This window comes from Castellaniella sp., from assembly GCF_047971665.1.
Lineage (GTDB): Bacteria > Pseudomonadota > Gammaproteobacteria > Burkholderiales > Burkholderiaceae_B > Castellaniella.
On the sequence record NZ_JBKEAA010000031.1, the window covers coordinates 1 to 19,655 of the forward strand.

The 19,655-nt window shown below is 63.0% G+C and carries 21 protein-coding genes, 1 tRNA gene and 2 pseudogenes; 8 read left to right on the forward strand and 16 right to left on the reverse strand.

The window, feature by feature from the left end; genetic code table 11:
- The coding region (locus ACK5JE_RS11975) for an autotransporter domain-containing protein (RefSeq protein WP_416801937.1) at window positions 1–546 on the forward strand (546 nt) is incomplete at its 5' end.
- 229 nt (window positions 547–775) lie between these two features.
- Here the strand turns inward: ACK5JE_RS11975 and ACK5JE_RS11980 are convergent.
- From ACK5JE_RS11980 to ACK5JE_RS11995, 4 genes are all read right to left on the reverse strand, one after another.
- Complete coding sequence (locus tag ACK5JE_RS11980; RefSeq protein ID WP_416801938.1) at window positions 776–1,597, reverse strand: IS3 family transposase; 822 nt, start codon at window positions 1,595–1,597, stop codon at window positions 776–778.
- Window positions 1,594–1,908 carry a transposase gene (locus tag ACK5JE_RS11985; protein WP_416801939.1) on the reverse strand — a complete coding sequence of 105 codons (315 nt, stop codon included), beginning with the start codon at window positions 1,906–1,908 and terminating at the stop codon, window positions 1,594–1,596. The genes ACK5JE_RS11980 and ACK5JE_RS11985 overlap by 4 nt, the downstream gene beginning before the upstream one ends.
- A 596-nt stretch (window positions 1,909–2,504) precedes the next feature.
- On the reverse strand, window positions 2,505–2,762 hold the full coding sequence (locus ACK5JE_RS11990) for a hypothetical protein (protein WP_416801940.1): 258 nt from the start codon (window positions 2,760–2,762) through the stop codon (window positions 2,505–2,507).
- Window positions 2,763–2,917: 155 nt separating this feature from the next.
- On the reverse strand, window positions 2,918–3,523 hold the full coding sequence (locus ACK5JE_RS11995) for an anti-virulence regulator CigR family protein (RefSeq protein WP_416801941.1): 606 nt from the start codon (window positions 3,521–3,523) through the stop codon (window positions 2,918–2,920).
- 177 nt (window positions 3,524–3,700) lie between these two features.
- Here ACK5JE_RS11995 and ACK5JE_RS12000 point away from each other — a divergent pair, with 177 nt between their 5' ends.
- The 3 genes from ACK5JE_RS12000 to ACK5JE_RS12010 are packed head-to-tail and all read left to right on the forward strand — an operon-like array spanning window position 3,701 to window position 5,913.
- A complete protein-coding gene (locus tag ACK5JE_RS12000; RefSeq protein WP_416801942.1) occupies window positions 3,701–4,027 on the forward strand; it encodes a BON domain-containing protein in 327 nt (108 codons plus the stop codon).
- A 15-nt stretch (window positions 4,028–4,042) separates the two neighbouring features.
- A complete protein-coding gene (locus ACK5JE_RS12005) occupies window positions 4,043–4,792 on the forward strand; it encodes a hypothetical protein (protein ID WP_416801943.1) in 750 nt (249 codons plus the stop codon).
- 38 nt (window positions 4,793–4,830) lie between these two features.
- Window positions 4,831–5,913: an ADP-ribosylglycohydrolase family protein gene (locus ACK5JE_RS12010; RefSeq protein WP_416801944.1), complete on the forward strand. Its 1,083-nt coding sequence runs from the start codon at window positions 4,831–4,833 to the stop codon at window positions 5,911–5,913.
- A 9-nt stretch (window positions 5,914–5,922) separates the two neighbouring features.
- Here ACK5JE_RS12010 and ACK5JE_RS12015 read toward each other — a convergent pair whose 3' ends face one another.
- The 7 genes from ACK5JE_RS12015 to ACK5JE_RS12045 form a co-directional block, all read right to left on the reverse strand.
- A complete protein-coding gene (locus ACK5JE_RS12015) occupies window positions 5,923–6,654 on the reverse strand; it encodes a hypothetical protein (RefSeq protein ID WP_416801945.1) in 732 nt (243 codons plus the stop codon).
- Window positions 6,654–7,586, reverse strand: a complete 933-nt coding sequence (locus ACK5JE_RS12020) for a 2-hydroxyacid dehydrogenase (RefSeq protein ID WP_416801946.1) — start codon at window positions 7,584–7,586, stop codon at window positions 6,654–6,656. Before ACK5JE_RS12020 ends, ACK5JE_RS12015 begins: the two co-directional genes overlap by 1 nt.
- A gap of 2 nt (window positions 7,587–7,588) precedes the next feature.
- Window positions 7,589–8,503 carry a M14 family metallocarboxypeptidase gene (locus tag ACK5JE_RS12025; RefSeq protein WP_416801947.1) on the reverse strand — a complete coding sequence of 305 codons (915 nt, stop codon included), beginning with the start codon at window positions 8,501–8,503 and terminating at the stop codon, window positions 7,589–7,591.
- 123 nt (window positions 8,504–8,626) lie between these two features.
- Window positions 8,627–9,307: a methyltransferase family protein gene (locus ACK5JE_RS12030; RefSeq protein ID WP_416801948.1), complete on the reverse strand. Its 681-nt coding sequence runs from the start codon at window positions 9,305–9,307 to the stop codon at window positions 8,627–8,629.
- A 52-nt stretch (window positions 9,308–9,359) separates the two neighbouring features.
- Window positions 9,360–10,676 (reverse strand): sensor histidine kinase, encoded by a 1,317-nt coding sequence (locus tag ACK5JE_RS12035; protein ID WP_416801949.1) that lies wholly within the window; start codon window positions 10,674–10,676, stop codon window positions 9,360–9,362.
- Window positions 10,677–10,684: 8 nt separating this feature from the next.
- Window positions 10,685–11,398, reverse strand: coding sequence for a response regulator transcription factor (locus tag ACK5JE_RS12040; RefSeq protein ID WP_416801950.1), 714 nt, complete (start codon window positions 11,396–11,398; stop codon window positions 10,685–10,687).
- A 241-nt stretch (window positions 11,399–11,639) separates the two neighbouring features.
- On the reverse strand, window positions 11,640–11,843 hold the full coding sequence (locus ACK5JE_RS12045; protein WP_416801951.1) for a hypothetical protein: 204 nt from the start codon (window positions 11,841–11,843) through the stop codon (window positions 11,640–11,642).
- A 323-nt stretch (window positions 11,844–12,166) separates the two neighbouring features.
- Between ACK5JE_RS12045 and ACK5JE_RS12050 the strand changes: the two genes are divergently transcribed.
- From ACK5JE_RS12050 to ACK5JE_RS12060, 3 genes are all read left to right on the forward strand, one after another.
- Complete coding sequence (locus ACK5JE_RS12050; protein WP_416801952.1) at window positions 12,167–12,895, forward strand: response regulator transcription factor; 729 nt, start codon at window positions 12,167–12,169, stop codon at window positions 12,893–12,895.
- A gap of 101 nt (window positions 12,896–12,996) precedes the next feature.
- A complete protein-coding gene (locus ACK5JE_RS12055) occupies window positions 12,997–14,004 on the forward strand; it encodes a FecR domain-containing protein (protein ID WP_416801953.1) in 1,008 nt (335 codons plus the stop codon).
- Window positions 14,005–14,010: 6 nt separating this feature from the next.
- Window positions 14,011–15,963: a CHASE2 domain-containing protein gene (locus ACK5JE_RS12060; protein ID WP_416801954.1), complete on the forward strand. Its 1,953-nt coding sequence runs from the start codon at window positions 14,011–14,013 to the stop codon at window positions 15,961–15,963.
- A 6-nt stretch (window positions 15,964–15,969) separates the two neighbouring features.
- On the opposite strand, the gene ACK5JE_RS12065 is transcribed toward ACK5JE_RS12060, so the two are convergent.
- The 5 genes and pseudogenes from ACK5JE_RS12065 to purB form a co-directional block, all read right to left on the reverse strand.
- Window positions 15,970–16,215: a hypothetical protein gene (locus ACK5JE_RS12065; protein WP_416801955.1), complete on the reverse strand. Its 246-nt coding sequence runs from the start codon at window positions 16,213–16,215 to the stop codon at window positions 15,970–15,972.
- A 94-nt stretch (window positions 16,216–16,309) separates the two neighbouring features.
- A pseudogene (locus tag ACK5JE_RS12070) lies at window positions 16,310–16,873 on the reverse strand (PDDEXK nuclease domain-containing protein); the annotation flags it as partial.
- A pseudogene (locus tag ACK5JE_RS12075) lies at window positions 16,873–17,103 on the reverse strand (Arm DNA-binding domain-containing protein); the annotation flags it as partial. The pseudogenes ACK5JE_RS12075 and ACK5JE_RS12070, both read right to left, overlap by 1 nt.
- Before the next feature lie 103 nt (window positions 17,104–17,206).
- Window positions 17,207–17,282 (reverse strand) — tRNA-Lys (locus tag ACK5JE_RS12080).
- Between the two features lie 86 nt (window positions 17,283–17,368).
- Complete coding sequence (purB, locus tag ACK5JE_RS12085) at window positions 17,369–18,745, reverse strand: adenylosuccinate lyase (RefSeq protein ID WP_416801962.1); 1,377 nt, start codon at window positions 18,743–18,745, stop codon at window positions 17,369–17,371.
- A gap of 291 nt (window positions 18,746–19,036) precedes the next feature.
- On the opposite strand from purB, the gene ACK5JE_RS12090 reads away from it, so the two are divergent.
- On the forward strand, window positions 19,037–19,651 hold the full coding sequence (locus ACK5JE_RS12090; RefSeq protein ID WP_416801956.1) for a glutathione S-transferase N-terminal domain-containing protein: 615 nt from the start codon (window positions 19,037–19,039) through the stop codon (window positions 19,649–19,651).
- The last annotated feature ends 4 nt before the right edge of the window (window positions 19,652–19,655 follow it).

The following is a 19,655-nucleotide window of genomic DNA, read 5'->3' on the forward strand; positions in this document are numbered from 1 at the left end:
AACCTCTCGGGCATCCACAACACCTACGACAGTGGCAGCGGTTCGGCCAGCCAGAACGGCTACGGGCTGGGCGTGTCGGTGGAGGTGGGCCGTCCGTGGCGGCTGGGCGACAGCCACTGGAAGATCGAGCCGCAGGCGCAGCTGTCCTATCAGTACGTGCATCTGAACGACTTCGATGACGATGTGAGCACGATCGACGACCAGAGCGGCGGCACCCTGCGCGGCCTGCTCGGGGCGCGGCTGGCCTACAACAACGACAACGGCGAGCAGCGCACCCACACGTTCTACGTGACGGCCAACGTGCTGCATGACTTCACGGGCAACAAGTCCGAGGCGAGTCTTGGACGCGACGACCTGCGCGAGACCTACAGGCGCACGTGGGGCGAGCTGGGCGTGGGCGCGCAGTTCCCGCTGGGCAAGTCGGCCTACCTGTACGGAGATGTGCGCTACGCGCGCGCGTTCAGTGGCGGCACCGACGTGTACCGGGGCAGTGATACCGCCCGTGAAAGCATCAGAGGGCGCGTGGGCGTGCGCTTCATGTGGTAGGTCGAGCCGCCGTCGCCGGAATCGACTGCTGAGTCTGGCAGGACGACTCTGGATCCGGATCCGCCTGCGTTTTGCCATTTGGCTTGACGCGGGCCCGGTATTTTTCTTCTGACGCGGATGTGCTTTCGAGTGCTCGTCCTGACGCGTTCCGATTTCATGATGTTTTGACGCGATGCTTGCAATGGCGCATGACTCTGCATGTGTATTGACCCATCAGAACCTGCACAGATCAGGCGGCTAATGCAAATGCCTCAGCCGGGGTTTTCATCTTCAGCGCCTGGTGTGGGCGTCGATTGTTGTAAAAACTGATCCAGTCGCCAATGACGCGGCTGGCGTGCTGCAGCGATTCAAATCGGTGCCGGTGGGAACATTGCTCTTTCAACGTCCGGATGACGCGTTCGACCATGCCGTTTTGTTGCGGGCAATGCGGCGTGATGAACTCCTGGCGCAAGCCATAGCTGCGCACCAGTGCGGTGTAGTTCCGGCTGGTAAAAACGAGCCCATTATCTGATCGAAGCAGGAACGGCATTGGGACGCGGCCCAGTGTGCCGAACCGAGCGATCAGCGCGTGCTCTAAGGCGGCGCTGGCCGTCGTGGCCTTGCCGCTACGGGACAGGTGCCAGCCCAGCAGTTCACGGGTATGGCAGTCGATCACCAACGCCAACGTAGACCAGCCATCACGGCCCGCCCAGATCCGGCATAAATCGGTGGACCAGCGCTCGTTGGGGGCCGTCGCAACCGAAGGCAAGGCCTCGATCCGGGGCCGGAACCCGATGGCGCGTTTCTTCACCTGCCAGCCTTTGAGCTGGAAGATACGCTGCACCGTGTTCTTGTTGAACCCCAGCAGATGCGCCACTGTCCGATAGCCAAACGATGGTGACTCTTCAATCATGGCCTTGATGGGCTCGGCATACTTGGGATCGACCTTCGGCGCCGCCTTGATCGGCTTGTAATACACCGTGCGCCGGGGGATATTGAACCACTGGCACAGCTTGGAGATCGAGACGATGAATCCATCTTCCTTCAGTCCCTGGCGGATCGTCTCGATCACTTCTCGTCCTCGCCCAACAGGGACTGCAATTTTTTTCTTGCTCTGAGCTCCAGCATCGCTTCGCCATAGGCCTTTTGCAAGTCTTTGATCTGGCGTTCGTATTGCTCTTTGATGTCCAGTGGGTTAGCCCGCAGGGCGTTCTCCATGCCGCGCTTGGCATCATCGACCCATGTTTCAACCTCGGAGGGCGACAGGTCGTAGGATCGACTGGCCTCGGATACGGTCGTCTTGCCCTGGATGATGTCCAGTACCAGCGCGCTCTTGCGCTTGGCTGTCCATCGCTTGATCTCGTCTTCCATCTTTATGCTCATGGTGATTTCCTCTTCAATTATCACCTGAGCAGGTTTTTACTGGGTCAGTACAAAGCGCCCAAAACGGACCGTTTGGGGCTGACAAAGCTCCAATTTCGGTCCATTTTTGAGCATATTTTCTGCATGATGAAATTTCGGTCAGTCAGGCTGTCAAAACAGATTTCGAAAGCAGCTTGTTCAGACCATCCCTAACGAGAGCCCTGAAATCTATTTGCCCATCGGCTCGAAGCCGGAGCGTGAACCCCGTCACCACAAAGTCATCGCAACAGACGATGAACTGGTCAGACACCCTGCTTATCGGGCATCGTTCCAGTGTGGCGGGAGCACGATCGACTCTCGCGCCAACGCGTAGAAATCACGGAGTTCAAAATAATTGGCACGTGCCGGGCAGACCGTGTCGATGCCGGCACGATGCCGCGCATAACGGTTCCTGGGCACACGGAAAAACTGCGTCGCGAGGGGTACCGTCCGGCATCACACTTTGGAACCGGGCGCCACTACGGCAACCCCCATCGTCTCACTGAACCTGCGCACGAAGCATGCAGCCGCCAGGGCCCAAACGAAAGAACGCTGAACCCTGCCGCCCGCCATCGGGATCATGCGTCCCGATTGGCGATTTTTTCGACTGCCTGAGCCGTCTGGCGTGTATTGGCGTAGATCCCGATACCCAGATAGGCGAATCCCGCCATCATCACCAGATAAATCGCGCCCACCACCCAGACCAAGAGCGCCTTCAAAATGCCGCCCTGGGGGGAAAACAACACGACCACCCCGCCAGAAAGGACAAAAATGATACCCAGAATCACAAAAATATTCATGATCCTCTCAAGCCACTGGATGAAAAAATTGCGCATTTTTGATCTCCTCTTTCACAAGCATTAAAAACCCGTGCAATTATAATGAATCAAGGAATAAAAACCAGAAGAGCAATGCCAAATATTTTCAAAACCAGTCACCAAGGCACAATACAGTCCACTGAAACAGTCCCGCCAGGCATCAAAGACCAAACTCAATCGAATACGTCGTACAGCACATCCGCCACGACAGCCGTCGCGATGAAAATCAGGATCAGATCTGAACCCGCCATGCGCCATTCATAACCTTCATGCCGGGGCAACCTTCCCAGCAAGGCGCCTGGCACGACTTTTTTGGCGATACCCGGCGGCAGGGGTTTGCCTCTCGCCAGGTTCTTGCGGATGCCTGGCGGCAGCGAAGCATAACGGCCGAATCCAGCATCGCGCGCATACTGATGCGCCAGGGCGGATGTGATCCCCGCATAGACGAGATTGGGGTAAGCATCGTTGTCGCGCACCCGGCCGCGATCATCCCGGCGATCATCGAAATAGTCACTGCGTCGCCCGTACGCGTCATAGTCCGTTCGCGGATCCGTCGTCTCCAGCCTGTTTTTGCCTGAATGCCCCTTGCCTGGCTTCTCCTTGCTGTCATGCGCCGGACCAGCCCCACCGCGCTTGCCTGCGGAGCTGCCGCTCTTGTCATGCGGTCCGCCACCCTTGCCTTTTCCGTTCCCCTTGCCCTCGGGAGGCGCCGCCCCGACACCAAACGCCCAAAGACTGCCCACCATCATCGTGGCCTTCAGAATCTCTCGCCGATCCATCCCGTCATCTCCTCATTCCTCTGGATGACGCCAAGCTTAATCCTTTCGGCCGTCCGCACACCCATGCCGTATCAACTTGAAATGACGGAAACACCCGAACGCACATCCACTTTCCGCATCGTGATAATTTAAGCTTGTAATACCAATCTCTTTTGACCTCACACAAGGACGCGCACCATGAACGCGAACGTCATGCGTATCGTCGCCACCATGACGATGGCCGGCGCAGCCACCGTCATGGTGGCGGGCTGCTCTGTGGCCCGAAAGCAGGAAACCGTCGGCCAATACATCGACGGCTCGGCAGTCACGGCCGAGGTCAAGGCCAGGCTCGCGAATGACCCCGATACCTCGGCGGCGAACATCAATGTCAAAACCATCGACGGCGGCGTGGTGCAGCTGTCGGGTTTTGCCAAATCCCAGCGCGAAAAGGATCGCGCAGGCCAACTGGCCCGATCGGTCAGTGGGGTCACTCAGGTGCACAACGGTCTGGTCGTCAAACCATGAGACAATGCGGGCGTCATGACTGATGCCCGCCCCGAACCCGACGATCCGCTTGCTGCACTGGCCCCTCCGGGGATCCAGGCGGAGGCCGCCGACCTGGCCCGGGACGCCTTCACCCAGGCCTTCCGTCACGCCGCCTCGGCGCCAGCCGCCTTTCCGCTGGAGGCGCTGCGACGACAATGTCAGGACTGGGTCCGGGCCGCCGCAGACAATGAGGCACGCGCCTTGCGGATGGCCCTTCTGCTGGCTGGCCTGGATCAATGGGGCCTAGCGTTCAGTCAAGCCTTCGGCATTCAGGCCATCCCGCCCCTGACCGCGCTGATCGGCAGTCTGCGAACGGGTCTGGATCCTGCCGACGACGCCCGGTTCCAGCGGCAATTCGAGGCATTGGACGAGACAGAGACTGCGGCCATCGACTTCAAGATCGGGCTGCGCCGACAGATCAACCTGGCACTATGGCACGCCATGAGCGCGGGAGAAAACCTGGAGGCGGTCAAACCCGTGATTCAGGTCCTGGGCAGTCAGTTGCTGGCACTGGAAACAAACATGCCGCAACTGGGCTGGCGCCTGGTCTCGGACACGCTGGCCCACATTCAGATCCGCCTGCTCGAAGACCCCGATGCCACCGGACTGGCACAATCGGGCACCCAATGCCTGTTTGCCTCATTGCGTCAGGCCTGGACCAAAGCGCACTATGATCAGGTCATGGCGCAGGCGACGCAGGCCGTGCGGACCTGGCAACAAGCCCGGCGCGCCTCGACCCACTGACGGCCCGGATACGGCCGGAGACCACGGAGGATACGGCCATGCCCCCCACCTTCGAACAACGCGCCCAGGGCGCCCTGATCGGCGCCTATGTCGGCGATGCGCTGGCCCTGGGGCCGCACTGGTATTACGATCTGCAAGCGCTGCGGCACGACTATGGCGACTGGATCGACGGCTATACGGATCCCCGCCCCGACCGATACCATGCGGGGCTGCGGGCTGGCCAATCGGGCCAGGCCGGTTTCATCCTGGACCTGCTGACCGGATCCCTGGACACCTGCGGCCAATACGACGAGAAGGACTTCTGCCGACGACTGGACGAGGATCTCTTTACTCGACTGGACGGCACCCCCATGAACGGACCGGGTGGCTATACCAGCCAGTCGATCCGCGAAGCCTGGCGCCTGCGGGTCGGTCAGGGCCTGCCTTGGGGACGGGTGGCGGGGCTGGCCGACAACACTGAAGCGGCCGAACGCATCCTGGCCCTGGCCGTGCGCTACGCCCGCCAGCCGGCTGATCTGGCGCGCCACTGTGCCACGAACACGGCATTGACCCAACGCGACGCCACGGTCATGGCGATGACCGTGGCCTACGGCTGCGTGCTGGGCAGTCTGGTCCGCGGCGAGCCACTGGACACCGACACCTCCGGTCGGCTGATGCGCCTGGTGCACGACGGCGCCCTGCCCTTTCACCAGGTGACCCCGGCAGGACAAGCCGTCCCGCCACCGGGCCCGAAAGCCCCTCTGGCCGCCGGCCAGTTCCCCTCGCCGGATGCCTTGCTGACTGTCTCGGGCGTCCTGCGCGCCGCCCAAGATCCGGACATCCGCATCGAGCCAGCCTGGAAGGCATCGCTGGTCTACGGCATGCCCTGCGCGGTCTACCATCAGTTTCCCGCCGCCTACTATCTGGCCGGACGATTCCTGGACGATTTTGAATCAGCGGTCCTGCATGCCGTCAACGGCGGAGGGCAGAATCAGGCCCGGGCCATGCTGACCGGCGCGCTGTGCGGCGCCATCGGAGGCATTCAGGCCATCCCTGCCCGCTTCATCGAGCCGTTGGAACACAGTGCCCAGCGCCGGGCATGCGCCATGCGGCTGGCTCGCCAGGCGGCTTCAGCTGTCTGACCGCCAGACTCAACGCACTGGCAGGAAATTGAAAAACAACAGCCCCTGCACATAGTTGATGCCGATGCGCCGCAAGCTCTCATCGAGCAGCACCGCCTCCAGATCCAGCCGGGCGATGATGCGGCCGAACTCGCGCTCGAAGCTCAGGTTGGCCACGCCATCGCCCAGCTCGTTGGACAGCAGCAACGGCTGTCCCTGGGCATCGCGCCGACTGGCCAGCATCCAGGCGGCGATCTCGACGTTGCGCGCGGCATTGAAGACATGCCGGGCCTTGACGGAATCGCCGACATGGAACCGGATCACGCCGCCATGCGCCGCGATGATCGTACTGGACAATCCCAGCACGAATGCCGCCACACGGTCTCCGGGGTAACGAGGATCCATGGCCACCGACAGCACCTCGATGTCCTGCAAGCCTTCCAGTTCCTTGGGCACTGCGCCCTGACGGATCCGCGCGCGGCCCTGTTCGAGGGCGGCCTTCAGGTCCATGAATCCGGCCTTGCGCCATTGCCCTGGATTGCGCCGATACAGCTTTTCCAGAAGCCGGTCCAGACTGTCCAGGTTATCGCGCATGGCCAGCGTCTGCAGCCGGTTGATATCGCTTTGGGCGAACTGGTCGGCGGACATGGGCTCGCCCGGCAGCCCCGGATCGGACGCGGACACACAGCCCGCCAGCGCCAGCACAACGGCCAGCCATCCCGTGCGCCAATGGACAGATGCCTGAAGGCGCAGCACGGTCATCAATACTGCCGATTGCGATCGACGATGCCCGTGATCGCATCGCCCCGGTTCAGGGCATGGATCTTGGCGGCAATCTGGCGCACGGTCCCGTCCATCAGGCTGGCGCCCGCGATATGCGGCGTGACCCGGATGCGGACATCCATCCAGAAGGGATGATCCGGCGGCAGCGGTTCGCGTTCGAAGACATCCAGGGCCGCAGAGCGCAGCTGGCCGCGATCCAGCGCCTCCTGCAGATCGGCTTCGACCAGATGCCCTCCCCGGGCGATATTGATCAATACCGCGTCAGGCCGCAGTCGATCGAAGACACGGCGGCACAGAATGCCCCGGGTGGCGTCGGTCAACGGCAATACATTGACCAGCACCCGCGTGCGCGCCAGCAACGCATCCAGGCCCGACGGACCGGAGAACGACTCGACCCCCGGCACCGCGCGGCCGCTGCGCGACCAGATTGCGGTCGGATATTCGAGCGCGACACAGGCCTGCGCAACCCGGGCGCCCATCACGCCGGCCCCCAGAACGCCAACCGTCCAGGCCGCGCGGTCGATATCGTCCAGCGGCCGCCAGCGCCGCTCTGTCTGCTGGCGCTCATAACGACCGAAGTCGCGGGATTCACGCAGCAGATGAAAGACGGCATATTCCGCCATCTGCACCGCCATGCCGCCATCTTCCAGTCGCACCAAGGGCAACGCATCCGGCAGTCCGGACATGTTCAACAAGGCATCGACACCCGCGCCCAGGTTGAACAAGGCGCGCAACCGGGGTTCGCGCGCGAACAGATCGGAGGGCGGGGCCCACACCACGGCAAAATCAGCCTGGCCTTCAGGCTGACCGTCATCCCACAGGCGCACCCGGGCTTCGGGCAAGGCATCGCGCAGCGCCGCCACCCAGGCCTGTGGTTCGGTTTCGAGTCTCGATGCGAAGACAACATCCATGATCAGTGCTCCAGCGCATAGTCCAATGCCGCGCGCACCGCCACGGCCTGCGCCTCATTGCACTGATCCGGTGTCGTGCGCGGGCTGTCGGGATAGACCTCGGTCGTCGTGCGATAGACCGCATTCGTCATGCCGGCGCACAAACCCAGGGAACGCAGGGCATACCGGATGACACCGGGGGCGACCATCGGCGATCCGATGAGCTCGCCGCGATCATCGGCAGGGGCAATGTGGGTGACGCGGGACACCTCGCGGATCACCGCCTCCTGGAATCCAGGTTGGGGGGATTCGGTATCATCGACCAGATAAAAGCCGTCAGGAATGCTGCCTGGCGCAAAGGCGCGGCCATCGCGCGCCGCCAGCGCGGGCCGGAACTCGGATTCATCGGTATCGGTGGTCTCGTGCAGATCGATATGCACCCGGACGCGGTCCGCAAAAGGCGCCACCAGCGCCATCAAGGCCGCCGACTCCGGCGCGGGGCTGCCCGGACGAAAGGCGCGGTTCGGATCCACCGCCCGGGGATTCCAGCGATGAATGCGCTCGTATCCCCAGGGGCTGACACAGGGGACGATCACCAGATCCACGCGACCGGCGTACTCGGCCGCATGACGGTCGGCAAAACGCAGCGCGCCATGCACGCCGCTGGTCTCGTACCCATGCACGCCGCCCGTAATCAGCGCGACCGGGCGATCCTCGCGTCCATCGCGACTGCGCAACGCATACAGCGGATACGTGTCGGGCGGATAGTCCAGTTGGCCGTACTGGATGACGTCGAAGCGATCGCGCAGCCGGTCGATGATCGACATGACTTCATCGGCATAACTGCGCTGGCGCTGCTGGCGGGCAAGCCAGGCGGAAATCTCGGACGCGCCCCAAGGAACACCGGGGGTGCCGATCGGATAAGGCAGGGGCTGCATGACCCAGGCTCCAGACTCGGAAAACTGTCTTGGACTGTATCACAGGGGGATGCCGCGTCAGCGCCCCGGATTATCCCGAATCAGCCTCCTGCGCGATCGCGCCGCGCGGCAGCCGCGGCCCGCTCAATACAGCCACACCCGGATATGGATCCAGCCCGCGTTCTGCGCAGCCTCGACCGCCTCGAATACAGGGATCGACAGAAAATACGGCAAGGCATCACGCACAGTATTCCAGACCCCCCGAAGATCGACCGTGACATGCCGGGGGGAATGCCAGGCGGACAGACGAGGCAGAAACCGGGGCACCCGCGCGCAGTAATCCTCGAACGACATGCCGAAAGACGTGCGCAGCAGCCGCTCCTCCTCACCGACGATCCAGCAAAAGACCGCCATGGCCACCAGGGTCAGGATCAGACCCACCATCAGGCTGCCCGTCTGCAGACCGATGCCAAGCACGGCCAGAATGGAAAAGACATACAGCGGGTTGCGACAAACAGAATAAGGGCCTTCGGCCACCAGATCAGCGCCCTTGCGCCCTCCCAGGTACAGCATGCAGGCGCAACGCCCCAGGAGGGCCAGCACCATCAACGCCAACCCGGCCCACTCCAGTCCCTGATGAACCCATCCCTCTTCGGCCCAGGCGGAGCCGATCCAAGGCAACGCCAGCACGGCCAATACGCCCAGCACACCCAGGGCGCGGCGTCGCAGTACCTGCGCATGGGCAAGCCGTCTCCAGACGGTCTCCATATCGGCAGTCGGGCGAGAGGAAGATGAGGGGGAAAGGGTACGGCTGGTCGCAGTCATGGTCGCTCCTGATCGGACGGCACTCACCATAGCCCCCGCGCTCACGAATCCACTACGAATCCAGCTTACAGAAAACTGAATGAAAATCCAGCCTGAAACATGTCCCGCTTTCGGCACCGCCATGGACGGAATCGATCTCCAGCCGCCACCCCCTGAGCTCGCACACCCGTTGGGCGATGCCCAGCCCCAGCCCATGGCCGGTTCCCGCCGCCTGCGCGGCCGACAGATCGGCGCGCCCCGCTCGCCATTCTCGCAACCGGGCCAGATGTCCGGGCTCGATGCCCGGTCCGTCATCACGCAACACCAGCGTCCCCTGCGGATCCAGGCTCACCCGCAGGGTGGCCGGTGCTGCGTGCTCGATCGCATTGCGCAGCAGATTTCGCAATACGATCAGCAAGGCATCCGGATCCAGTTGCCGCGTCTGCCCTGGCGGAATGCGCGAATCCAGCACCAGACCGCGCATGCGGGCCATATGTTCCAGCGCGAACCAGGCCTGCTCCAGCGCCCGCGCCAGATCAACACAGCGCACTCGCGAAGGATCAGCGCTGTTCAGCGCGGCCGCGCCCGCCAGACTGCTGGCCGCCGCATCAACCTGGATCATCATGCGCTTCAAGCGGGCCTCGAGCGGTGTCCCGGCATCGACGGCCAGCAGAGCCATTTCGCAATCGGAGCGCAGAACAGCCAGGGGAGTGCGCAGTTCATGACCGAGATTGGCGGCGAACTGGCGTTCGAACGCCACGGACCGGTCTATCCGGTCCTGGATGCGATTGAAGGCCTCGATCAATTGCAGCGCCTCGTCGCCCTGCGGCACCTCATCCGGTGGCGCCCCCCCGCCCTCCCAGGCGGAAAGCTGGTCGGACACGGCCCGGATCGGCGCCACCACCCGATTCGCCAGCCGCCGCGCCAGCAGCCAGGCGCCGACCAGCGCCAGCATCGAGCCGCCGACCAGGATCCAGCCGAAAAAACGGACCCGGTCCTCATGCGTGGTGGCATCGTAGCGGACGTAGAGCAGACCCTGGGGGATATGCTCCACCCAGGTATGCCATGTCCGGCCCGTCTGCACGATTTCGCGTCCGCCCGGCGCTGCCGCGAACATGCCTTCGAGCGGAGGCGGCCGGTCCGCTGACTGCACCCAGGCCTGGACACGTCCGCCCTCGCTCCAGCGCGGCGGCAGGGCGACCGGCATGACCATGCCTGCCGCCAGATCATCGCGCAAGGACGCGATCTGCCCCGACAGGACCTCATCGACCAGGTTGTCCTCCATGCTGGCGAACGTCTCATACGCGAGCAGACTGATCACCAGCAGGAATACGGCGGCGGTGCCCGTGACAGCCCAGGTGACTCGCCGGGCCAGAGAGGAAGAACGCACCGGTACACTCATGTCTCATTCTCGCCGGCTCCAGGCCGAGAAGATATGGGGGCCAGCCGCCAGCCGTGGCCGGGTTCGGCCACAATGTCCGGACCGCGCGCCGCGCGCAGCCGGCGACGCAACAGATGCACCTGATCGTGCAGGGCGCGATCGGAGGGCGGCCCGTCGGGCCACAATGCCGCTGTCAGGCGGGCATGCGTAGCGAGGGCGCCAGCCGGACGCAACAAGACCTCCAGCAGCAGCACCGATTTGCGCGGCAAGGCAAGCGGCAGGCCGGCCAGCGTCACAGTCTGCGAAGACGGATCGTAGCCCAACGCGCCGTGCACAAGCGGACCGGATGCATCCCCCTGCCCACGCCGCACCAGAACGCGCAGGCGCGCCACCACCTCGGCCAGGGAAAAGGGCTTGACCAGATAGTCCTCTGCGCCCAGATCAAAGGCCAGCAGTTTGTCCTCGAGCCGTTCGCGCGCGGTCAGGACCAGCACGGGCCGCCACAGGCCGGATTCCCGCCGCATGCAGCGCAGCACATCCAGCCCGCTCAGGCCCGGCAGGCCAAGATCCAGAACCACGGCGTCGAAAGGCATCTGGCGCAACAGGGCCAGCGCCCCATGCCCATCGTAGGCGGCATCCGGCATCATGCCCTGGCGCTCGAGGTAGCCATACAGGTTTTCCGACAAGGTCGGTTCATCCTCGACGATCAGGATGCGCGAACCATCGGCCATGGCCGGCACGGGCTACCCCTGAAACCCGGTTGGCCCGACAGGCGGATGACGGGGAGGCATCGATTTTTCTGCACCGCACATTGAATCACTCATTCCAGCATCTCCGGCAGGTGGGTCTCGTATGGCATCCGTACTGACTTCGTACAGTCATCATAACCAGCCCATGCCGGGCGCGAAAAGCCGAGCGCCCGCCCCCACGGCGCCGTGGGGGCGGGCACGCGAGGTGCTTTCAGGTGAAGCGTCAGACGGTTTCAGGCGAATCGTCAGCCGGAACTTCCGCGCCCAGGAACTCCCGGTAGCGCCGGTATTCCTGCAGCGAACAAGCCCGCACGTTCCGTCTCAACCAGGCATCGACATCCCCCATGCCCCGCTTGGTCGCGGACATCGAGCGCGATTCCTCCTGGTTCACGTCCGGCAACTGTCTGTCGTCGGTTTCCAGATTCATTCGTGCCATTCAAGGATTATCGAAATGAACCTCATTATTTCATCGACATCCGGGCCAGCACCAATCAAGGATTGCAAATACACAGACATTCTTAAGACCCTATTTTTAATAAGGATTTCTGTTGAATCACAAAGATTAAAAATGGTTAGAATGCACCGCAGCAAAGCAACACTCTGTTAAATTTAAACATGTCATACTTCACACGAGTTTCACTGTATATTTTCCAAGCCTTCCGCCAAAACTTTTTCGGCGATTGATCCTGTTCCAGGTCGTCACGCTCGCGTTCCCGACCATCCTGAAATTCAGAAGACTCGAGAGACCCCATGCCCGACCCTGTACCCCTCATCGCCGTGCTGGAAGACCATCCCGCCCAATCCGAATGGATGCAGCGGATCCTCTCCGATGCAGGCTACGTCTGCCAGATATTCAGCGAAGGCAGCGCCTTGCTCACCACGCTGCGTGCCCGCACCCCGTTTTCCCTGCTCCTGCTGGACTGGGAATTGCCGGGTATCAGCGGCATGGAGGTGCTGCGCTGGATCCGCGTCAATTGCTCGGAAGACATGCCCGTGATCTTCGTCACCAATCGGACACTGGAAAGCGATCTGGTGGCCGGCCTTAACAATGGCGCGGACGACTACATCTGCAAGCCCTGCCAGCCGGCCGAACTGCTGGCGCGCATCGGCGCGCAGTTGCGGCGTCATCGGCCCTCCGTGAGCCCTGACACGAACTTCACGCTGGGCGTCTTCTCGGTCGACATGGCCAAACGGCAGATCCGGCTGCGCGATGAACCCATTGCCCTCACCCCCAAGGAATTCGACCTGGCCATCCTGTTCCTGCGCCACCCCTGGCGGTTGCTGTCGCGCGACGATCTCAGCGCACTGGTCTGGAACCGCGAGGTCCCCAGTGCCTCCCGCACACTGGACACGCACCTGTCCAACGTCCGCAAGAAACTGCATTTCGGTCCCTCCACAGGGACCTTGCTGTGCGCCTCTTATGCGTTGGGCTATCGGCTCGAACTCCTGCCCTCCACAGATCAGGCGGTTGTCACATGATATGCCTTCGCTCTTTCTCCGGTTCCCGGCACGTTCGCTCGCTGTCTCTGGGGCTGTTGCTGACCGGCCTCGTCCTTTCGCTTGGCGCCCATGCCCGGCCCATGGGGACTCGGGATAACGATTTCCTGTATCAGGTAGAGCCGGGCGACACCCTGATCCGCATTGCCGAACGCTATACCCTGCAGACCGATAACTGGTCCGGACTGCAACGCATGAATCAGGTCGAGGATCCTTTCCGCCTGCCCATCGGCATGGTCATCCGCATCCCCCTGTCCATGATTCCGGAACAGCCCGCAACGGCGACGGTCACGCATGTTGTCGGACAGGTGACGGTCGATGGCCGGCCCTTGCAACTGGGCGAAGTCCTGAGCGCGGGCCAGACGCTGCGCAGCACCGATGGAGGCACCGCCACGCTGCAACTGGAAGATCAAAGCCTGCTGATGCTGCCACCCGACACCACGCTGGAAATTCAGCGCCTGCAGACCTTCCAGGGAACGGGGCTGACAGATACCCAGATTTCGATTCGTCAGGGGACGCTGGAATCAACCGTGGCCCCCACCGGCACCGGAGTGGGTCGCTTTGAGGTCCGCACGCCCGCCACGGTCACGGGAGTGCGCGGGACCCGCCTGCGCGTTCATGCCGATGCCTCGGGCTCACGCCTCGAGGTGCTGCAAGGCGGCGCATCCATCGAAGGCCCCTCGGGCGGTGAACAGCGCGTGGCCCCGGATATGGGCGCTTCCTACGATACGCGCGGCCAGTTCCTGGGCAAACATTCCTTGCTCCCCCCGCCGATGCACCTGGTGCTCTCTCGCACAAACGGCCAGCGCCTGAACTTTGAGCCGGTTCCGCAGGCGGTTTCCTATATCGTCCGGGTGGCGCTGGACCCGGCGGGATCTCGCCTGGAATCCAGCCACAAGGCGGCCGGGCCAGGTGCGCCTCTGGGCGCCAGCAGCGGCGGCCCGCGCTACGTGTTCGTACGTGGCGTCGACCCCTTTGGCATCGAAGGGCGCGATGCTGTCCTGGCCGTCGACTCATTGCGCACTGGCCTGACAGTCAGCGACGGTTCTCCGGTTTTGACAACCGACGGAGCGTTCGTGATGCTAAATTGACGGGATATGACATTCACGGACACCCACCATCTGATCGGCATGCGGCAACGCCTTCTGTTTGAATGGATGGTGGTCGTCACCGCCCTGGTTCTACTGTCCTCAGTCCTGACGATCTGGAAAGATCTGCCAGGCATCAGGGACATCAACCATCGGGCCTACAACCTGAGCATGCAGGCAGCCCCAAAACTGCCTCCCGACCCGAACATCGTGATCATCGCGATCGACGATGCCAGCATCGAGGCGCTGGGCTACTGGCCATGGCGTCGCGCGGTTCACGCAGAGCTGCTCAAACGCCTCCACGGCGCGCGAGCCGTCGGACTGGATCTGATCTTCTCCAGCCCTCACCCCATCTATCCGCAGGACGATCTGCTCCTGGCCAACGCCATCGCCGAGCAAGGCCGCGTCATCCTCCCCGAAATCCTCAGTCCCGACGGCTGGCACCAGACCCGGCCGATCGGGCCGCTAGCTCAGGCTGCCGCGGCACTGGGCCGCGTCGACGTTCAACCGGATCCGGACGGTACCCTGCGCGCCATGGAACCGCGTCGCACTCCGGCGAACGGTGGCCCGCCCCTGCCGCATTTCAGCCTCGCCTTGGCCCGCGTGATCGGCCAGGACAAGGCCGCCATCGCGAAAACCCTGGCGACGCCCCCGGACACGGCCCGGCATATCCGCTTTACCGATTCCGCCAGCCGCCGCACCATCTACCCCTATGCCGCCGTGCTCAACGGCCAGATTCCCGAATCCACCTTCCAGGATCGCATCGTGCTGATCGGCGCCTGGGCCTCCGGACTCGGCGACCACCTGCCGACGCCGCTGAGCCGCACGGCGCCGGGTGTCGAGATCCTCGCAGACATCCTGCAGAACATGCAAGGCGACCTCTGGATCCGCGTCGCCCCGACCTGGATCACCGTGCTGGCGGGGCTTGGACTGATTCTGCCGGTCTGCCTCGGATTGAGAATGCTGTCCGCCCGCAGAGGGCTGATCGGCGTGCTGATCGCCGTCGTCTTCGGCCTGATCACAGACGCTCTGCTGCTCCAGGAGGCCGGCTACTGGCTCCCGCCCGCCGGCATTCTGCTGGCCCTGGTGCTGGCCTATCCCTTGTGGAGCTGGCGCAGCCAGGAGGCGACGCTGAGCCATATCGACGCCGAACTCGAACGGCTGCGCATCCCGCTGCAATCCGAAGACACCACACGTGATTCTGACACCCTCTCGAACCCGCTCGGCCCCGATACGCTACCCGAGCGGGCTGTGCGTCTGAACCGGGCCATCTCCCGCCTCAAACAGGCCACCCAGACTCAGGAGGAAACCCTCAGCTTCCTGTCGCACGACATGCGCTCGCCCCAGAGCGCCATCCTGGCGATCATCGAGCTGCGCCGCCAGGCGCCCAATCATTCGACAGAGGAGACCGCCCTGGCGTCCATCGAGCAGCAGGCGCGTGCCACCTTGCGCCTGGTCGATCAATTCGTTCAGCAGGGACGCGCCGAGTCTGCGACGCTGAACCTGCACACCTGCTACCTGGACGATCTCATCCAGGAATGCTGCGACCAACGCTGGCCCCAAGCCGCGCAACGCCAGATCGAACTGCGGTTCGAGCCTCGTCATCCAGAGGCCGTTGCCCACATTGACCGGGAGCTCATTGGCCGAGCCATCGGCAACCTGCTGGACAATGCCCTGCTCTACAGTCCGACGCGCAGCGTTGTCGAATGCTCACTCGTGCCCGCGGAGCGTTACTGGAACATCCATGTCCAGGACATGGGCCCCGGCATTCCGGAGGGACAGATGGAACACCTCTTTGACCGGTTCCATCGCCTGTCCGGCGGAGCGCACAAGCCAACCGGCAGCGGCCTGGGACTGGCGTTCGTGAAGACCGTGACACAGCGCCACGGCGGCCGGATCTTTTGCGTCAGCCCCCCGGGTCAGGGCGCCAGATTCACGATCAGCCTCCCGGCGGAAGACTAGGGCCGGCTACCTGATCCCGCCCCGCCGCAGCTTTTCCAGCGCGGCCCGGTTGAGTTCCTTGGCCTCCTGCTCGGCATAATCCCGTTCACCGGGCTCATAGGACCCTTCGTAAAGGCATTTGCTGCGATCCCAGCGACATTCATCGACGCGGCTCGTCTGCCCCCTGGAGGGATGGCCACCCCAGAAACAGCCGGAGACCAGAACGGCCAACCCCAGCACGATGCTGCCTCGAATCACGGTGCGGTCAACCATATTTTCTCCTGCTGCGGGATGCGCCAGCCGCATTTATAACAGGTTCGCACGCCAGCATGAAGCAAAGGCCCTTGCGTCCTGGCCAATATCTCAGTCATCGTGTTTTCGAGTACTCGATCAGCCGATGGCGCGTGTTCTCCAGTTCCTTTTGCAGCAGTTCGGCATCCGGCAATACCGTCCGGTAGTTCGCCGCCATCACCTTGGTCGGCAAGCCATCCAGCGCATACCGCGCCAAAGCATGGCCCTTGTCGGCACACAGGATCAGGCCCACCGGCGGGTTCTCGTCCGGGCAGGCCCAATGCTCCTTGGCATAGTTGCAGTACATATGCATCTGCCCCACATCGGCATGCGTCAGGCTGCCCAGCTTCAGGTCGATGATGACCAGGCAGCGCAGCTTGCGATGGAAGAACAGCAGATCGACTCGATACCAGGCCTGGTCGATGCGCAGCCGACGTTGCCGCCCGCCGAAAGTGAAGCCTTCACCCAGCTCCAGCAGGAAGTCTTCAGCCGCCGGATCAATGCCGCTTCCAGGTTGGATTCCGAATACTCGTCCTTGAGGTCGAGGAACTCCAGCACATACGGGTCTTTGATGGCATCGCTGGGCGTGACGGTATCCTCGGGCTTGGCTGGCCACCGAACCCTTGACCAGCATCGCCGCCATTCCTGCGCCATTGTGCGTGCCTGATCGACCGTCAGTTCCCCGTACTGGCCCAAGGCGGGCTTGCGGCGCTCGCCAGCATTCGTGCGGTACTGGAGCATGAATACCTTGCGGCCCGTCGGGGTGATCTTGCACAGGAAGTCGGGCACCACGGTGTCCCGCAGTTCGATGGCCTTGTCTTGGAGTTGTGCCGCATCGACTGCGGACTTGGTGAGCTTGATCTTCGCCATGATGACTCCTCGGAAAGCCCGGTTTCCAAGAGCCGCATGGGAGCCCGGAGCCATCGTGAAACGAAAAAAAGACCTGGATGAACATCCAAGTCCTTGATTTCCATGGTGGGCTGTGAGTGACTCGAACACTCGACCGACGGATTAAGAGTCCGCTGCTCTACCAACTGAGCTAACAGCCCGTCGCATTGATTTTGCGAAGAACGAAACTATACCTCTTTTTTGGGGCACGCGCAAAACGCATGCCTGTGGGCCCCACACCCTGAATCTACACGGCTGCCGCCAGCTGCGCCGCCAGCCCCACGTAACTGCGCGGCGTCATCGCCAGCAATCGGGCCTTGGGTTCTTCGGGCAGGTCCAGGCCGGTGATGAATTCACGCAGCGCCTGCTCGGTGATCCCCTTGCCACGCGTCAAGGCCTTCAGTTGCTCGTAGGGTTGCGGCAACCCATAACGGCGCATCACGGTCTGCACGGGCTCGGCCAGGATTTCCCAGCAGGCATCGATGTCGGCGTCGATGGCGGCGGCATTCAACTCCAGCTTGCCCAGGCCGCGCAGGCAGGCCTCATAGGCGACCAGCCCATAGCCCAGTGCCACGCCCAGATTGCGCAGAACGGTGGAATCGGTCAGGTCGCGCTGCCAGCGAGATACCGGCAGTTTTTCCGACAAATGGCGCAACAGCGCGTTGGCCAGTCCCAGGTTGCCTTCGGAATTCTCGAAGTCGATCGGATTGACCTTGTGCGGCATGGTCGACGAGCCGACTTCACCGTCCTTCAGGCGCTGCTTGAAGTAACCCAGAGAGATGTATCCCCAGACATCCCGGTTCAGATCCAGCAGGATGGTGTTGGCGCGGGCGATCGCATCGAACAGGGCGGCCATCCAGTCATGCGGTTCGATCTGGATCGAATAGACATTCTGGGTCAACCCCAGCCCGCTCAGGACCCCGTTGGAAAATGCCGGCCAGTCGATTTCCGGATACGCCGCCAGGTGGGCGTTGTAATTGCCTGTGGCGCCGTTCATCTTGGCCAGAGGCTGCACGGCACGGATCGCCTCCAGTGCGCGCGCCAGGCGGGCGGCCACGTTGGCGAATTCCTTGCCCATGGTGCTGGGCGTGGCGGGCTGACCGTGGGTGCGTGACAGCAGCGGCTGGTCGGCGTACTGATGCGCCAGCGCGCGCAAGCTGGCCAGGACGGATTCCAGTGCCGGCACCACGCTCTGAGAGCGCGCACGACTGAGCATCAGCGCATGGGAGGTATTGTTGATATCTTCCGAAGTACAGGCGAAATGGATGAATTCCGCCGCCCGGGACAACTCGGCATCGTCAGTCACCCGTTCCTTGAGCCAGTATTCCACCGCTTTGACATCGTGATTGGTGGTGCGTTCGATGGCCTTGATGCGGGCCGCATCATCCTCGGAAAAATGCTCGACCAATGCCTGCAGCCGCGCACGCGCCGCAGCCGAAAAAGCCGGCAGTTCAGGCAATCCGGCGTCGGACAGACCGATCAGCCAGGCGATCTCGACCTCGACCCGGTGTACCATGAAGCCTGCTTCGGACAGAAAGGGCCGCAGGGTGTCGGCCTTGGCCGCGTAACGCCCATCCAGGGGCGACAGCGCATTGAGTGCGCTGAGGGAGGAATCAATATGCATCATCGGCGAAAATGAAAAAGCGAGAAGGCGCGGCCTGCCGAACACGGCGCCGGAGCGCACGGGTCTGAGCGACGGCGATCTGACTGCGTCCGCCAACGCACAGGGCTTCGGCGGCGCACATCCAGACCCCGGATTCTAGCATCTGACCGCCCGCGGGCCAGTGCGCGTCGGCTCCCCTCCATAGGGAGGACAGCGGCTGGTAAAAAAAAGCACAAAATAGTGCGCCGAACCACGGGATGAGAGGACGCGTCCTGCTATACTTTTCGAGCCTTGGACTATCCTGCCGCCCCCATGAAATTGATCGGTTCCCTGACCAGCCCCTACGTCCGCAAGGTCCGTATCGTGCTAGCCGAGAAAAAACTCGACTATGAGCTGATTCTCGACGACCCCTGGGGCCCCGCGACGCACGTCACGGCACACAATCCCCTGGGCAAGGTGCCCTGTCTGATCATGGACGAAAACGGCGCGCTGTTCGACTCGCGCGTCATCGTGGAATACCTGGATACGCTTTCTCCGGTCGGCCGGCTGATTCCGCCACCGGGACGCGAACGCGTGGAAGTCAAACGCTGGGAGGCGCTTGCCGACGGCGTCATGGACGCCGCCGCGTCCGCTTTCATGGAAACCCATCGCCGACCCGAAGGCCAGCGCAGTCCCGACTGGGTCACGCGCCAACACCAGAAAATCCGCGCCGGGCTGGACTACATGGGGCAGTTGCTGGGGGAACAGGCCTACTGCATGGGCGTCAACCTGTGTCTGGCCGATATCGCCGTGGGCGCGGCCCTGGGCTATCTGGACCTGCGCTTCCCGGAGATGAACTGGCGCGCCGACCATGCCCACCTGGCCCGCCTGTTCGACAAGCTCGACGCCCGTCCTTCGTTTGTCACCACCCGGCCGCCTGAGGCCTGATCGC